The organism is Argonema antarcticum A004/B2, from assembly GCF_023333585.1.
Taxonomy (GTDB): domain Bacteria; phylum Cyanobacteriota; class Cyanobacteriia; order Cyanobacteriales; family Aerosakkonemataceae; genus Argonema; species Argonema antarcticum.
Genome location: NZ_JAIQZN010000137.1, coordinates 1 through 15,309, shown reverse-complemented (window position 1 = coordinate 15,309; position 15,309 = coordinate 1). Strand labels below are relative to the sequence as shown.

At 46.0% G+C, this 15,309-nt stretch carries 14 protein-coding genes; 5 read left to right on the top strand and 9 right to left on the bottom strand.

The genetic code is table 11. From position 1 onward, the window contains the following. Positions 1 to 121: 121 nt before the first annotated feature. Complete coding sequence (locus tag LAY57_RS32600) at positions 122 to 1,519, bottom strand: RNA-guided endonuclease InsQ/TnpB family protein (RefSeq protein ID WP_249071339.1); 1,398 nt, start codon at positions 1,517 to 1,519, stop codon at positions 122 to 124. 214 nt (positions 1,520 to 1,733) lie between these two features. Beyond that, the gene (locus LAY57_RS32595; protein WP_249071338.1) at positions 1,734 to 2,687 is read right to left on the bottom strand and encodes an MDR/zinc-dependent alcohol dehydrogenase-like family protein; all 954 of its coding nucleotides are present in this window, start codon (positions 2,685 to 2,687) and stop codon (positions 1,734 to 1,736) included. Positions 2,688 to 2,786: 99 nt separating this feature from the next. On the opposite strand from LAY57_RS32595, the gene LAY57_RS32590 reads away from it, so the two are divergent. Then, complete coding sequence (locus LAY57_RS32590; RefSeq protein ID WP_275994440.1) at positions 2,787 to 3,041, top strand: helix-turn-helix domain-containing protein; 255 nt, start codon at positions 2,787 to 2,789, stop codon at positions 3,039 to 3,041. Then, entirely contained in the window at positions 3,038 to 3,769 is a 732-nt protein-coding gene (locus LAY57_RS32585) for a restriction endonuclease (RefSeq protein ID WP_249071337.1), read from the top strand. Before LAY57_RS32590 ends, LAY57_RS32585 begins: the two co-directional genes overlap by 4 nt. On the opposite strand, the gene LAY57_RS32580 is transcribed toward LAY57_RS32585, so the two are convergent. The 3 genes from LAY57_RS32580 to LAY57_RS32570 all read right to left on the bottom strand — a co-directional run bounded on the left by LAY57_RS32580 (position 3,732) and on the right by LAY57_RS32570 (position 5,950). Then, the gene (locus LAY57_RS32580) at positions 3,732 to 4,763 is read right to left on the bottom strand and encodes a DNA cytosine methyltransferase (RefSeq protein ID WP_522729859.1); all 1,032 of its coding nucleotides are present in this window, start codon (positions 4,761 to 4,763) and stop codon (positions 3,732 to 3,734) included. The two genes, LAY57_RS32585 and LAY57_RS32580, sit on opposite strands and share 38 nt — an antisense overlap. A gap of 342 nt (positions 4,764 to 5,105) precedes the next feature. Further along, positions 5,106 to 5,429 carry a hypothetical protein gene (locus tag LAY57_RS32575; protein WP_338022537.1) on the bottom strand — a complete coding sequence of 108 codons (324 nt, stop codon included), beginning with the start codon at positions 5,427 to 5,429 and terminating at the stop codon, positions 5,106 to 5,108. A gap of 278 nt (positions 5,430 to 5,707) precedes the next feature. Continuing rightward, positions 5,708 to 5,950, bottom strand: a complete 243-nt coding sequence (locus LAY57_RS32570; RefSeq protein WP_249071336.1) for a sensor histidine kinase — start codon at positions 5,948 to 5,950, stop codon at positions 5,708 to 5,710. 363 nt (positions 5,951 to 6,313) lie between these two features. On the opposite strand from LAY57_RS32570, the gene LAY57_RS32565 reads away from it, so the two are divergent. After that, positions 6,314 to 7,198 (top strand): ChaN family lipoprotein, encoded by an 885-nt coding sequence (locus tag LAY57_RS32565; RefSeq protein ID WP_249071335.1) that lies wholly within the window; start codon positions 6,314 to 6,316, stop codon positions 7,196 to 7,198. A gap of 90 nt (positions 7,199 to 7,288) precedes the next feature. Here the strand turns inward: LAY57_RS32565 and LAY57_RS32560 are convergent, their stop codons facing one another. Continuing rightward, on the bottom strand, positions 7,289 to 8,104 hold the full coding sequence (locus LAY57_RS32560) for an inositol monophosphatase family protein (protein WP_249071334.1): 816 nt from the start codon (positions 8,102 to 8,104) through the stop codon (positions 7,289 to 7,291). A gap of 77 nt (positions 8,105 to 8,181) precedes the next feature. Then, the gene (locus LAY57_RS32555) at positions 8,182 to 9,612 is read right to left on the bottom strand and encodes a BCD family MFS transporter (RefSeq protein WP_249071333.1); all 1,431 of its coding nucleotides are present in this window, start codon (positions 9,610 to 9,612) and stop codon (positions 8,182 to 8,184) included. A 235-nt stretch (positions 9,613 to 9,847) separates the two neighbouring features. Between LAY57_RS32555 and LAY57_RS32550 the strand changes: the two genes are divergently transcribed. Further along, positions 9,848 to 10,810, top strand: coding sequence for an aldo/keto reductase (locus LAY57_RS32550; protein WP_275994439.1), 963 nt, complete (start codon positions 9,848 to 9,850; stop codon positions 10,808 to 10,810). 181 nt (positions 10,811 to 10,991) lie between these two features. Continuing rightward, positions 10,992 to 11,507, top strand: a complete 516-nt coding sequence (locus LAY57_RS32545; RefSeq protein ID WP_249071332.1) for a methyltransferase family protein — start codon at positions 10,992 to 10,994, stop codon at positions 11,505 to 11,507. 428 nt (positions 11,508 to 11,935) lie between these two features. On the opposite strand, the gene LAY57_RS32540 is transcribed toward LAY57_RS32545, so the two are convergent. Both LAY57_RS32540 and rimO read right to left on the bottom strand, forming a co-directional pair. Beyond that, entirely contained in the window at positions 11,936 to 13,414 is a 1,479-nt protein-coding gene (locus LAY57_RS32540) for a DEAD/DEAH box helicase (RefSeq protein WP_249071331.1), read from the bottom strand. 149 nt (positions 13,415 to 13,563) lie between these two features. Further along, entirely contained in the window at positions 13,564 to 14,880 is a 1,317-nt protein-coding gene (gene rimO, locus LAY57_RS32535) for a 30S ribosomal protein S12 methylthiotransferase RimO (RefSeq protein WP_249071340.1), read from the bottom strand. Positions 14,881 to 15,309 lie beyond the last annotated feature (429 nt).

Sequence of the window (15,309 nt, the reverse complement as noted above, 5' to 3'; positions counted from 1 at the left end):
TCCCTCTTCCCTCTTCCCTCTTCCCTCTACCCTCGTCCCTAGCTATATATATTGTTAGATTGTCCTATTTAAAGCTTTACTCTGTTTAATGTCTATGAGTCGGCGGTGACATACTCCCACATCAATCTGAGTACAGATATGATGTGGGCTTCTTAGCAGCCCGATGAAGGGTATGCAAGATTTCCTTCGTGGTACTATCATCCATAGAGCCAACTACAGAAAGATTCCCACTACGACGTTTTATACTGGGGAAAATGTCCAACCCCAGTCTTTTTAAGTTGATCGCAGCATTGAGATCGCGATCTACCATCAAAGAATTTTGCTCATCCCAATAATATCTCATACTACAATCGGTGAAAATAATTTCATTTCGATAACTGAGAACCATTGAGGTATAGGCAGGTTTTTGTGGAATGACGACTGCTCCAGCTTTTTCGGCTATGTAGTCCAGCGTCTTGAAGAATTGACCAAATGCAGCATCTAGCCAAGACTTATTCAGTCCTGATTTAGCTGATTGACCATTGGGAAGATAAGTACCATTATTATCTTGTTTGACTTTGTTTCGTTTAGTCAAACCTTTGAGATTAAGTTCTTCACAGAAGAATACTTTGGCTCCCGTTTTTACCAATTTGTGAGCCGTTTGGCAATGGAAATCTTGACGAGAACGAGCAATCCGCTGATGCTGTTTAGCCTCTTTTTGACGCAACTTACGTCTTGATTTAGAGCCGCGTCTGAGTTGGTTCCGCTTCTTTGAAATCCGCTCTAACTTGGCTTGGTTCTTGCGGAGTGGCTTTAATGATGGTAATTTTTCACCTTCAGACGTGGCGAGATAGACATCTTCGTGTAACACTGCATCCAAACCGATCGAGTTATCCCAAGTTGGCATAATTTGAGCGGGTGTAAATTCAGGTACAGAGATGTTTTCGAGTATTAACTGGATAAACCAGCCATCAGCTTTCCTCGTAACACTAGCTTGTTTGATGGTAAATCCATCTGGGATGGGGCGGTGCATCCGAACTTTCACAACCCCGATCTTGGGTAATCGAATGTAAATCCAATTCTTACGAATCAGTTTAATCCAATCATTACTCGCGGTGACAAAAGTCATCGTCCGGTAGTCAGATTCAGTTTTAAATCGAGGTCTGCCCGATTTTCCCCCTTTGCTGTCACCAACAATGAAACGTTCAAAAGCTTGAGCCACTCGCTTAGAAACGTCTTGCAAGATAGTTGAATCTACCTGTTTAAAGTCCAAGAACTCGCCACTATGGACGACTTTTACCAAGTCTTTTTTGAGAATTGGTAAAAGTTGTTTTTGTGAGTAGTAGTTGGGCTTTTCTCTGGGAACAGAAATGCTGGTTATCAATGGACAAGCATTTACAGCAGTGCGGTTCATCTCCCACCAATCAAATCGATCGCCCAACTGTCGATTGTACCAGTAACGGCAAATTCTCAGCCATTGGTTTAGGGTTAGCTTCTGATTGGTGTCGGGATAGAACTGGTACTGATATGTTGTCTTCATTGCGTTACGACCTTTACGCTTTCTGTTACTGTTATTATAGACCTGTTAAATAAAGAATTGCGATGCCCTGAGCCTGTCGAAGGGTTCGCCTCGTCATCCACCTGTTCATTGCTCAAAGCTATGCGCCTCAGGTTATGGCCAGGTGGAATCCTCACCTGACGCGCCTTTCATCCCACACTAACCGACGCGGTATAGTATGGGGATTCCCGTCTGTTTAGCTAATTTCGAGCAAGACTTTCAAGACACCTCGTTGTTGAGCGCGATCGAAAGCTCTTAACCCTTCATCCAAAGCATAGCTGTCTTGAATCAAGTCCTTGACATTTACCTTATTTTGTGATAATAGTTCCAATGCTTCTGGAAATGGGCCGCAACGAGAACCGATCAAGGTAATTTCATCTACCACTAGGGAAGAAGCATCAAAAGTCAGATGACCGGCGTAGGTGCTTTTGAGTACCAGTGTGCCGCGTGGACGGAGAGCGCGACGAGCGATCGCAAATCCTTCTGGATTGCCAGTACACTCGACAGACAGGTCAAAAGTGCGATCGACTACAGCATCAGCAAAGCCAGTTTCGATCCCAAGTCCAGATAGGCGATCGAGCTTATCCCTATGACGCCCTATCACCAGTAAATCGCATCCAGTCAGTGCCAATGTCTGCGCTACCAATTGCCCCAGCTTACCATCTCCCACTACCAAAACTCGGTCATTTTGGCTTATTTTCACCTGTTGCTGAATTTCCAAAGCAGCAGCCACAGGCTCAGTAAAAGTAGCGACATCGGTTGGCACATTATCCGGTACTGGATGCAGGTTTTTTACTGGCAAAGTGAGATATTCAGCAAAGGCTCCATTGCGGTTGACGATACCCAGGACAGTACGATTTTCGCAATGAGTCGGGTATCCATTGCGGCAAAACCGACACTTACCGCAAACCGCATTAATTTCTCCCACGACCCGTTTGTTTTGCAGTTCCCTTGGCCCCTGTTCCACAATTCCGACAAACTCGTGACCTAAGATACCAGTGTAGGGATAGTAGCCTCTGAGCAGTTCCAAGTCGGTGTTGCAGATACCTGCACGGACAACGCGGACGAGTGCTTCCTCTGGTGGCGGTGAGGGAATGGGAACATCAGTACGCAGTTGCAGTTGGTTGTTTTCTAACCAGAGAGCTTTCATAGTTGGTGTTGGGGGGGAGGTTAAAGAAATATTTTAATCGATCGCACGAATGCAATGTGACACATCGTCCGTAGACTGATAATCCGCAGACATTCACAATTGGCTCATGGACGAATCAAAAAAAAGATTCTTCGTGCCTTGGGCCATCTGGTGAGGCAACGCAGAACACAGCTAGGGATTTCGCAAGAGGAACTTGGATTACGCGCCAACTTAGATCGTACATACATATCTGGAGTTGAACGTGGGGTCAGAAATCCTTCCCTTACTGCACTTGTAAGTCTTGCGAGTGGCTTAGGCATCAACGTTTCCAAGCTTCTGGAAAATCTGGAAATAGAGGCCGAAAATATAGAGTGAGCGATAAAGCATTAGTCGAGACAATTAAAACTCAATTAAGAAAAGACTCCACCCAAAGCAAAGTATTCAACCTTCTATCAGACCAACGGTGGCATTGTCGAGAATGCGAGGGAAAAAAGATAGCATCAGCTCAATATGCTGGTGGTGGGGGAATTCAGGGACTACAGCGTGGGACAAGGAGTCGCCCTGGTCTTGTTATTGAAACAGAAAAGAGATATTGTCAGACTTGTGGTGAAATACGCCTGGGCGATCGCTGGACGGGAGAGATAAAATCAGCCAATTCGGCGGCTAACATACCAGCTTCTTTAGCAGAAAAAGTTCTCAAAGTTTATTCTTACACAGATGTAATAGAACAGAGACAACGAGCAGATCATGAATTGGGAATCGACCATCGATTCCCAATGGAGCGTTGGGGAGAAAGTGAACCTCCACACCTTACGTCTATGAGCGAGGCTGAAATTCATAAAAAGTTTCAATTGCTAAAGAAAGATGCCTCTGGCAATCACAATCTGCTCAAATCAAGAAGCTGCGAACGTTGCATCAAAACTGGTAGAAGAGGCACACCTTTTGGAATAAGATTTTGGTATCGAGGAAGCGAAGATTGGCCTTCCCAACATCAGCGCGGTGCTGAGGCAGAGGAAGGCTGTGTGGGATGTGGCTGGTATAATTTTGAAACTTGGCGTTATGCTCTCAATCAAAAATTAACCGAGTCTGCTCATAACGATTGATGACGATTTCACTATGAGTATTCAGTGCAATAGCAGTTATGTAGGGGATAAGTGCGTATCCGATACACTCTGCTAAACGAGGTGGTACAGCATTACCAATCTGCCACATGGCTTTCTTCATAGAACCTTTAAAAATAAATGAATCGGGGAATGTTTGTAACCTTGCCATTTCACGAGCTGAAATGACGCGGTTAAGATAGGGGTGAATATGAGTTCCGCCGTGATTCTCTTTAACAGTCATACTAGGTTTACCAGGGTATTGGCGCTTAAAGGCATCAACATAGGTTTCGTACAAGGAACAACCAGGCAGAACTTTAGCAATACGCTCCATATACTCAGGCGAATGGCGAGTCCATTCATGGTTTATTTCTGGGATGAAAGTATATTCTGGAAGATCGGAAATTGCTGACTCAATCGATTTGTATTGTTCTGGCGATAATTGAGGTTTTGGGTAAGGGTTAGGCAGTCCAAATCGGTTGGCAATAAAAATAGCTCGCGGGCGAATTTGTGGGACTCCATAGGCAGCAGATTCAAGAATTGCAACGGAAACATTGGCATAGCCGATGTCGTCAAAAGCTTTTTTAATAGCTTCTTTAACAGTCCCATTCTCGATTGTAAGAATTCCTGGTACATTTTCCATGACGACGTACCAAGGACGAATCTCTGAAACCACACGCACAAATTCTAGAAATAGACTATTACGAGCATCATTTGAATTGCGTTTCCCTGCAACCGAAAAGCCCTGACACGGTGGACCACCTACAACTAAATGGACTTCAGGAGAACCAATTTTATCCAGCCACTTTTTAGGCTCAAAATTTTCTATACTTCCGCAAAAGTGATGACATTGCGGAAAGTTATTTATATAAGTAGCAGATGCCATTGGGTTTACTTCCACACTTGCTACTGATTGGAATCCGGCTTGAACTAAACCTTGCGTTATTCCTCCAGCACCAGAGAAAAGATCTACAAAGGTATAGTTAGATGCTGGTATGGGTAGCGTTCCAACTTCAACGAAGATTTTGTAAGGGTCGCGGTCATTTAGCTCAAGTTCGCGTTGAATACGTTCGTAACGTCCTAGCTTGGCTTTCTTCTGCTTATTGTTAATGTTCTGAGCCTAGCAATTAGCAAAAAAAGACAGTTGTGTTGCTTTCATTTCATGTTTCATAATCAAGTCTACTTTATTGGTAGGTGTTGTCGGCATCTTGGATATCCATTGCTAGCCAGTCAGTAAATCCAGTGTCTAACAATGCCTAAACAGTGACCGTCGAACCATCAGCAGCTACCAAATCAATCTCAAAAAATAGCTCACCCTTTTCGCCAAAATAGCCTTGGATCATATTCTGCCGCAAGTCCCTGTTTCGTTTAAGCGCATTGCCATAAGGACTGCTGTAGGGTGCTTTTTCTTGGCCTCTTGACGAGCAATTTCGCGATCGGGGTCAATGAAATAGTCTCCGCTGTCTGGCTCAATCAGAATGAACCAGTCGTAACAATCCTTAACTAATTCCGGGTAAACTCGGTTAAAAATCTCTCGACACCGCTTGCCAAATGCTTCGTCCTCAGCCTTGCGTCTGGCTATCTCTGCGTCGGAAAGTGGGGGTCTTTCGGGAAAAATCCTGCTGCCACGCGGCACTCGTATATGAGTTTTTTGGTTCATCATAAAACTCCCAAGCACAGTTACATTAATTAATTGTATCTTTTATCAGTGCTGAGCGATTCCTATTGCAAAAGCAAATAGGAATTGCTGCCACTACAGGTCTAGTTGGGATTTTTGCGGCTGGATCTGGAAATTCAAAACCGCCTGGAAATAGCGTCCAGACGGCTTGCAAAGGCAGACCAGATCATTAGACTTCTCCAAAAAACATTGTAGAGACGTTTCATGAAACGTCTCTACAAGGGTTCTAGGCGACGCACCTTTAATTTCTGGAGATGTCTAATTCACTCCATCTTGTCGTCTGCATCATAATTGATTAAAACTTCGTTGAGTAACTCGTTCATTTGTTCTGCTGCTTCTCTAATACAATGAAGATATTGTCGTTTTTGCTCCTCACTGCACATATTGCCGTAATTTTCTAGTAATTCTGTAGATAGTAAAATTGCGGTCAATGGAGTGCGGAAATCGTGAGCAATTGAGGCGAAAAATTTGGATTTGAATTCGAGGAGTTCTTTTTGTGATGTCATTTGAGTTAACATTGTCTCGTTTTACTGCGTGTTCTCGATTACTATGAGCCCTACTTGCAATTAACTCAGTGACTGAACCCTGATGGTAAAGATGACAAAACTACTGTGGTAGGTTGATGATAAACGCCCTAAAAACGTGCGCGAATCCAGGTGGCTGAGTGATGCCGATCGCAAGATGGCTAGGCCCCCAGCCAAAAATATACTGCTGGCGAATTGCTCAAAGCTAGTAAAGCTAAGGGACAAGGGGGACAAGGGGGACAAGGGGGACAAAGGGGACAAGGGGGAGAACCCTGACCCTGTTTCCTAGCGCCATCAAACAATATTTGACCTATAGACTACGCCAACACAAGGCAAAATAATTTTATGAGAAAACGCCAAATTGCCCGCCTATGCGCCTTATCGCTCGGCATCGTCCTGTTCTGCACCCAGATCGTATCTGCACAAAGGGTATCAAGTCCCCGCCAGCTGCCGACTTACAATCCCCAAACTGTGTTGCAGCAACTAACACAGGCAAATGTTGTGTACCTGGGGGAAACACACAATAACGCTGAAGACCACTTGATTCAACTACAGATTATTGAGGAACTTCATCGGCAAAATCCTAATATTGCGATCGCAATGGAAATGTTCCAGCGACCCTTTCAGTTCCAACTCGATCGCTACATAGCTAACGACTTAACGGAAAGACAACTCCAGGATAGAACTGACTATAAAGACCGATGGGGCTATCCTTGGGAATATTATGCCCCCATTTTGCGGTTTGCCAAGGCCAATCGACTGCCAGTGTTAGCCATGAATACACCTACTGAAATAACGCGCAAAGTTGCCCGTAGCGGCTTAGAAAGCTTGTCTCAGTCAGAGCAACAAGATATCCCACCGCTCTCAGAAATTCGCACAGATAACCCAGCATATCGTCAGTTGATGTTAGATATCTACCAACAAATGCACCAAGGGGTTGGTGGTAGTAGTAATAGCTTTGATAGATTTTTTCAAGCCCAGGTACTATGGGATGAAACGATGGCGGAAGTAATTGCCAAGTTTTTGCGTACTAACCCAGACTTTCAAGTAGTGGCGATAGTTGGTCAGGGTCACATTATCTACGGACATGGTATTCCGACGCGGGTTGCTCGACGACTGGGGAGTGCTAACTTAGTTCAGCGTACAGTGCTATTAAATCCTTCAGCAAACGCCCAATTCAAAGCAGACGAGTCAGCGGCAGACTTCATTTGGAGAACCAGGTTTGAGTAGGGAATTTCAGATTTAAGATTTCAATTTGAAGAATCTTTAAGAAATTCAAATTTGAAATTTGAAATTTACAATCTAAAATTCTCCTTCCCTCTATCGCTTTTCGCCCAGGAATTGCACTAACGGTTGAAACACGGTCAGCAATTCAGCTCGACTGACTACCAAAGTTGGGAAAGAGCGATCGCTATAATCCTCCCCTTCTTTTAAAGGAAACACCGACTCTTCTTGCAAAGGAACCAAAACACCGCCAGCTGCTTGAACAATTGCCCAAACTGCCGCTAGATCCCACACTTTCGGCGTAGACTCGACACCCGCCAAGGCAGCACCAGCAGCAACAGACAAGAAATTGTAGGTAGTGACGCCCAGCATCCGAACTTTGCAGGGGAGCGGCTTTTGGAAAACAGCAACACTCCGCGCACAAACGTTGAAAAAGTGACTGTTGCTAGGAGAATCGCTACTGGTGTGAATGGGGCGATTGTTCAAAAAAGCACCATTAGAACCATTGGCTGAAGATGAGCCATACCAGTAACCGTGAAAAGATTGACCGATCGTAGGAAAATGCACGTAGCCAAATATGGGTTCCCCTTGATATAACAATCCCAGTGAAATTCCCCAAATCGGAATTCCGCGAGTAAAGTTAGTTGTACCGTCAATAGGGTCAATCACCCAGCACCATTCGGCACCTCCAAAAATGTGATCTCCTTCTTCGCTTAAAACATCGTGGCTGGGGAAAGTGTCATAAATTGCATTGCGAATTTCGTCATCCGCCCACTTATCCGCTGTCGTTACCAAACTGCCATCAGCCTTTAGAGACGGCTGCAACTGCCCAAAATCTTGCACCAGTTTGGTGCTAAGTCTGGCAGTAGTTGTTTGAGCAAAATTTAAAACTGTTTCCCAAAAATTGGTCATAATCTATGATAGTTAGTTAGGCGGGTGAAAGTTTGTGTATTTTTTAGGGTAGACTATTGAGCGAATTCAGATTTGGCTCAATCTAGATCGTTTTGGAGGACAGATGCGATCGCTTCCCGTGCATTGGTGCGGAATTCCGCCACATTCACTTTCCCCAAATACCAAACTGCCAAAAGCATTGCCAATCCTTGCACTACAAACACCAGTCCGTAGGCTAACACCAAATCGGGGAACAATTTCTTGCCCACATCTAACAATGCACCACCGGCAATTGTCGCCACTCCTCGCGCCATAGCCTGTGCCAATCCCCAAGCGCCAATAAACGTGCCTGCCGTTTCTGCTGCTGTTAAATCTAACATCAGACTCAGCGCTCCGGTCGTTGCCACTCCAGAACACAAACCGAATAGTAAAAGAGCGATCAGAAGGAATGTTGAATTATGGGTAAATCCCGACAGAACTACCCAGATCAAAGAGACAACCACTGACACGCAGCCTACTTTAGTAGTATTGCGCTTACCGATACGCGGAGCCAGAAGGAACCCAGCGGCCAGCAGACCAAATAATGTCCCAGTACCCCAGAAGGCGTTCAGACTAGCCGTTTCGCCTACTTGCATTTTGAAGACATCACCGCCATAGGTTTCCAGGACGGCATCTTGGATAAATAAGCCCAGCGTCATCATTACCAAAAAGGTAAAAAATACTTGGGTTTGCCGACTAGCAGTTAAGATGCGCCAAGCTCTATCTAGGGTAATCTTTTCTTCCCGGTTAACTAATGTCGATCGCAAAGCATAGCGGGAATATTTTTTCTCCATCCCCCAAGTTGCAAGCATTGCTAGCCCAAAGACGATCGCAGGTACGATCGTAAACAGGCGATTAATTGCTGCTTGTAGATCTTCAATAGGCGCATTTAAAGTTAATTTTTTCAGCAAGACGCCAATGGTAATTGCTCCGATAATAATTCCCATCATGAGCATTGACCAGTCTATGCCCACCAGTTGAGAGCGATTATCCTCGTCGGAAACATCCACCAGCAATGTGGCAAAAGGCGTAGAACAGGCGCTGACTGCGACACCGTAAAGCGCAAACAAAAACGCTAACAAGGCGGTCCAGCCGTAGGTTTGGCTCGTCCAGCCTTCTGCTTTCAAACTACCGCCCACCTGCCACATTACTTGCACAGCTATAAATGCGATAATCGCCAGACTTGCTGCGCCAATCCAGATATATCCCGTGCGATGATATCCCCACAAGGGCTTGGTGTCAGACATCTGCCCAAACCAAACTCGTGCTGGTGCTACAAATAAAGTTAAGGCCAAGATGACTGTAGCAAGCGTTGCTGGCACTCCCAACTCTCTGATCAGCACGCGGTTGAGTACGCCAAAGACGAGAACTGACATCATACCCAGGCCGATTTGCAATAACCCCAGTCTTAACATGGCAAGTAGATTAAGTCTGGGCAACTGCTTGGAATTTTCTTCTATCTGCAAATCTGATAAGTCTCCACTAGACATATTTTCTCAAACAGGCGATCGCTACAAAACTAACTTTTATCTAAAAACGGGTTTCTTCTCTAAAGATATAGCGGTTTTCAGTTGGGTGAACTAGACCCCAGAAACCCGGTTTCTCCAAGAAACCGGGTTTCTCAGTACCTCAGTCACCTGAAAAGGCTTGTAAGCTCTCAGCGACCAAGGTTGAGCCTTTTTCGGTAACGCTACACTTGAATTATGTAAAGAAGTGTAAATTAAAATGGCAACAGAAGTGCAAGCTATTACTTTAGGACAAAATGGCCCTACCGTCACACCTCTGTGTATTGGCACTTGGGCTTGGGGTGACAAACTATTTTGGAATTACGGCAGTAACTACGGCGAATCGCAGCTGTGGGAAGCCTTTAAGGCGTCTCTAGATGCTGGCGTTAACTTTTTTGACACGGCAGAAATCTACGGCATGGGACTGTCAGAGGAGCTGCTAGGAAAGTTTATGCAGCAAACCGATCGCAAAGTCCAAATTGCCACTAAATACGGCCCCTTGCCCTGGAGATTTACAGCAGAGTCGGTTTCTGAGGCTCTGACGGCGAGTTTAAAACGCCTGCAAGTCCAGCAAGTCGATCTCTACCAGGTACACTGGCCTTTTGCCTTCTTGATGAGTCAAGACACGCTGATGAACGCCTTGGCGGATGAAGTAAAACGAGGCAGAATAGCCGCAGTGGGTGTCAGCAACTACTCAGCCGAACAGATGCGGTCAGCCCACCAAATCTTGGCATCTAGAGGTGTGCCTTTAGCTACGAATCAGGTGCGTTATTCCCTGCTGACGCGACAAGTTGAAAGTCAAGGAATTGTTAGTACTGCTAAACAGCTGGGTGTCACCATCCTCGCATATAGCCCCCTGGCTCAAGGCTTGGTGACTGGTAAGTACACACTTGAGAATTATCAAGAACCGAAAGATGCCCGCAGATTCGATTCCCGCTTCAGTCGTAGCGGTTTAGAAAAAATCGCGCCTGTAATATCTCTACTGCGGGAATTGGGAGAAAAGCACGATCGCACCCCAGCTCAAGTTGCGCTCAATTGGTTAATTGTACAAGGGAATGTTATACCAATTCCGGGTGCTAAAACAGCCGAACAAGCTCGGCAAAATGCTGGTGCGTTGGGTTGGCGACTCAGCGATGATGAAGTTGCTAAGCTCGAAAATGCGAGTCGCCCCTGGTTAGGATGAGTGTGGGAACCTCACCCCCCCAGCCCCCCTCTCCGCCTGCGGAGAGGGGGGAGAAGAGAGAAGAAGAAAATAGGAGAGAAAACAGGGCTGGGCTGTTTTTGCTCCCCTCCCCGTGGACGGGGAGGGGAGGGGGCAAGGGGGTGGGGTTCTACATTATTTACAGGATATGCGATCGCACATTATGAACATCTTCACAAAATGGGGCTTCACCCGCGACGGTTGGCGCAATAACAGTCGCGGCGAATACTGGGTTTTAGTTCAAGGCGCTTTGATAGTAGGTTTGATTATTTTGCCTGTTTACCGACCAACTTGGTTAAATCTCCCTTCTTCTGAGTGGTTATATTTCAGTTGGTTTATCGCTGCCTTATTGGCAATATCAGCATTAGTGCTATTTGTCAAAGGATTGCTAGATTTGGGACAGCAACTAACACCATTGCCTTATCCAATCGAAGAAGGGCAGCTAGTTCAGACTGGTGTTTACAGCTTAGTACGACATCCCGTTTATAGCGGCGTGATTTTGATATCACTCAGTTGGACAATATTTCAATTCAGTTTATCTCATTTAATTGCAACAGTTATTATCTTTGCTTTTTTTGATGCCAAAGCTAGGCGCGAAGAAACTTGGTTAAGTGAAAAGTATCCTGATTACTCAGATTATAGGCAACGAGTGAAAAAACTGATTCCTTGGTTGTATTAAATACAGCTAGGGACTAGGGGCTAGGGGCTAGGGGCTAGGGAAGAGGGAAGAGGGAATAGGGAAGAGGGTTACGGAGTAAGGGATGAAAGGTGAGAACTAAGAGTTGGAGTTGTTCTAACCGACGAGAGCAGTTGCTATAAATGCAAAATTAGCCATTTTTTGAAACAATCCTCATATTGTTGTGCCAAAAAACAAACCTACCATTCGTTTAACTAAAAAAGGATAAAGGAAAAAGAAAAAATATTTTCTCTTTTTCCTTTATCCTTATTACAATACCTTCGCAAACGAAAAATCGACGAGCGAGAGTAGGTTAGGTTTTGCTTCACTTAACACTTATAAACCCGGTTTCTTGGAGAAACCGGGTTTATAAGGGCGCGGTAGTAATAAGGAAAAAGTTAAGATAATCTTTACTTTTTCCTGATTAGTTATTAGTTACCAAGTTCGACTTTGGGTGATTCGGCGATCCGAATACGCTTGCTTAGCCGGGGCTTGGAACTTACCGAGAAGTCTTCATCACCGTAGTCGTCTGAGATTTTAGAACGCTTGTTGAGCCGGGGTTTGGGAGTGTCTGAGGGAATTTCTTCCTCGGCACTGTATTTTTCCGACCGCATCCAAGCGGGGCGAGTCTGATCGTAAGCCATTTGCAGGGCAGCAGCTGCGATCGCGTGTGCGTCGTATTCTTCGCCCAGTTCGGCTACCAGAGGTAGGAAGGAAGCCATCCGTTCGCCAGACAATGCTTCGCGCACTTTAGCTTGCAGCTTCTCTAGCTGACGCCCTTCAATTTGCGATCGCGTTGGAATCGAGCGAATGAACAAAGTTTGACGCACGTGACGCTCAATTAGCTTCAGTTTGCGCCGATCCATTGGCTCGATCAGCGAAATTGCCGTTCCTTCTTTTCCGGCACGTCCGGTGCGTCCGATCCGGTGAACGTAGCTTTCCACGCTATCCGGCAAATCGTAGTTGATCACGTGGGTGAGGTCATCTACATCCAATCCCCGCGCTGCGATATCGGTAGCAACTACCAAACGCACTTGCTTGTTGCGGAACCGCTGTAACAACCGTTCCCGCGCTTGTTGGTTGAGGTCGCCGTGATATTCATCTACACTATGTCCAGCTGATTGCAGTTGGTTGGTGAGTTCGGCTGCGGCCCGCCGGGTACGGACGAAGATTAAACCAGTTTCGGGGTCTTCCAGTTCCAAAATCGGCTGTAAGGCGCGTGCTTTACTCCAGCCACGGGGCACCATGTAAGCTACTTGATTGATCTGCTTGGGTGCGGCTTTGGGCTGTTCTACGGTGACTGTGACGGGCGATCGCAAAAACTTGGCTACCAATTCGCGAATCGCTGGCGGCATTGTTGCGGAGAAGAATGCCGTCTGGCGTTCAGCTGGTACTTGTTTGAGGATTTTTTCTACATCGTCGATAAAGCCCATGCTCAGCATTTCATCGGCTTCATCCAATACTAGCCAGCTAACGTGGTTAAGTTTGAGATCTTTTCGTTCTAGCAGATCCAGGACTCGTCCCGGCGTTCCCACGATTACGTGGACGCCTTGTTGCAGGCGGCGAATTTGGCGATCGATTGATTGACCGCCGTACACTGGCAGTATCCACAATTTGCGATCGACTTTGAACTCGCGGATCGCTTCGGAAACTTGCATTGCTAACTCGCGAGTCGGCGTCAAAATCAGCGCTTGAACTGCATTTAGATTAAGATCGAGCCGCTCCAAAATCGGCAGGGAAAATGCCGCCGTTTTGCCTGTTCCCGTCTGAGATTGACCTACCATATCCCGTCCGGCCAGCAACTGAGGAATTGCTTGAGCTTGAATCGCTGTGGGAGTCGTAAGTCCTAATTCTTCGAGATGTTGGACGCGCGCGTCTGAAAGACCTAATGATTTGAAAGTTAGAGTCATTTAGTGAATCTGTTGTTGGTTGTTAGTTGATATTTGTTAATTGCTAATTGGTAATTGCTAAGTAAATTTCGGATTTCATATTTCAGATTTAGAATTGAATTTTTCAATCTCCCATCTGACATCTAAAATCACCCATTACCTCTTACCAGTTAGCTAATCGTATGACCGTATAGGTCGTAGGTGTCTGCGTCTTGGATAACCACTGGCACGATAGTTCCCAGTTGAGCATTTCCTTTGACGTAGACTAATCCATCCACTTCTGGTGAAAACCTCGCTGAACGCCCTATTAAATCCCCAGTCTCTGGGTTTTCCTGCTCAATTAGGACATCAACTACCTTCCCTACTTCCGCTTTATTCTTCTTTAGGGATATAGGCTGCTGGATTTGCATCAGCGCCTCCCGGCGCTCATCCATTACCGATTGGGGTAATTGATTTGGCAACTTGTAAGCAGGAGTTTCCTCCTCTGGAGAAAACGTAAATACTCCTACATGGTCAAACTCGTGGCGTTCGACGAACTGCACTAAGCTATCGAAGTGTTCGTCTGTTTCGCCTGGGTACCCGACAATAAAGGTGGTACGCAGAATTGCCTCTGGCAACGCCTCTTTTATTTTATCAATAATTTTGTCATTTACCCGACCCTGCCAAGGGCGGTTCATGGCACGGAGTATTTCCGAATGGGAATGCTGCAAGGGAAGATCCAGGTATGGCAGAATGTTAGGCGTTTCCTGGATTGCCTGAATTACGGTGGTACTCAGGCCCGTAGGATAGGCGTAGTGCATCCGAATCCACGGAATGTCCACCTTACCTAAAGCCCGTAGCAGTTCCGCCAATCTAGGCTCACCGTAGATATCTATACCATAGTTTGTGGTGATTTGGGAAATCAAAATGATTTCTTTTACACCTTCTGCGGCTAGATTTTCGGCTTCTCTGACAATGGATTCGATCGTGCGCGATCGTTGGTTTCCCCGCAAATGGGGAATTATGCAAAAAGCACATCGGTAATCGCACCCTTCCGCTACCCGCAGGTAAGCTACAGCTTCTGGTGTGGTACGGTAGCGCGGCGTCGTTTCATCTGCGATGTAAGTCGGTTGAGCGGAAACCTGTTTAACTCGGTTACCAGCTTCCACTTGCCTAATTACATCTACTATTTTGTGGTAATCCCCTGTTCCCACTACAGCAACCGCTTCCGGCAGCTCATCCAGTAGTTGCGACTGAAAGTGCTGCGCCATACACCCGGCGATCACAATTTTTTTATTAGCTTCCGCCAAATCTACCAGGGTACGCACGGATTCTTCTCGTGCTGCCTGGATAAAGCTACAAGTGTTAACGATGACGTAATCAGCTAATTCTTCGTTGCTATCAACCTGGTAACCTGCTTCCACCAGCAGGCCCAACATATGTTCTGTGTCTATACGGTTTTTTTCACAACCCAGGTGGGAGATGGCAATTGTTGGCTTTTGGCCTATTACTTGAGGCATTAGCAAATTGAGAAAGGTCTGTCAGGTCGTTCGCGATCGCGCTACGCTGGCGTTACGGTCGATCTTTTTGTAACCGTGTCGCTTCGCTCTTAGGCGATTGGCAACGGCGCGATAGATTGCTTTCTTCAACACGCTACGGCAATAAGCAAGCTTAGCAAGGGTTGAGGAGATCGCGTAGCCCATCATACAGGGTAGGTTGGCCTACGCCTTAGAGCAATCGCACCGATGTCAGTAATTTGAATGATAACGCAAAATTTACAATTTCAACATAATTCTAAACAAATATTTTTTTCTCTGGTTTTGGCCGGGTACGGTGATATGTAGTTGGTTGGCTTCAAGAGTCCCCCTTGTCCCCCTTGTCCCCCTTGTCCCCCTTGTCCCCCTTGTCCCCCTTGTCCCCCTTGTCCCCCTTGTCCC

What these genes read in the sequence shown, in the direction of transcription:
- LAY57_RS32560 (WP_249071334.1), bottom strand. Translation starts at nt 8,104, where the DNA reads ATGACCAATTTTTGGGAAACAGTTTTAAATTTTGCTCAAACAACTACT.
- LAY57_RS32575 (WP_338022537.1), bottom strand. Translation starts at nt 5,429, where the DNA reads ATGATGAACCAAAAAACTCATATACGAGTGCCGCGTGGCAGCAGGATT.
- LAY57_RS32550 (WP_275994439.1), top strand. Translation starts at nt 9,848, where the DNA reads ATGGCAACAGAAGTGCAAGCTATTACTTTAGGACAAAATGGCCCTACC.
- LAY57_RS32595 (WP_249071338.1), bottom strand. Translation starts at nt 2,687, where the DNA reads ATGAAAGCTCTCTGGTTAGAAAACAACCAACTGCAACTGCGTACTGAT.
- LAY57_RS32600 (WP_249071339.1), bottom strand. Translation starts at nt 1,519, where the DNA reads ATGAAGACAACATATCAGTACCAGTTCTATCCCGACACCAATCAGAAG.
- LAY57_RS32555 (WP_249071333.1), bottom strand. Translation starts at nt 9,612, where the DNA reads ATGTCTAGTGGAGACTTATCAGATTTGCAGATAGAAGAAAATTCCAAG.
- LAY57_RS32545 (WP_249071332.1), top strand. Translation starts at nt 10,992, where the DNA reads ATGAACATCTTCACAAAATGGGGCTTCACCCGCGACGGTTGGCGCAAT.
- LAY57_RS32540 (WP_249071331.1), bottom strand. Translation starts at nt 13,414, where the DNA reads ATGACTCTAACTTTCAAATCATTAGGTCTTTCAGACGCGCGCGTCCAA.
- LAY57_RS32570 (WP_249071336.1), bottom strand. Translation starts at nt 5,950, where the DNA reads ATGACATCACAAAAAGAACTCCTCGAATTCAAATCCAAATTTTTCGCC.
- LAY57_RS32565 (WP_249071335.1), top strand. Translation starts at nt 6,314, where the DNA reads ATGAGAAAACGCCAAATTGCCCGCCTATGCGCCTTATCGCTCGGCATC.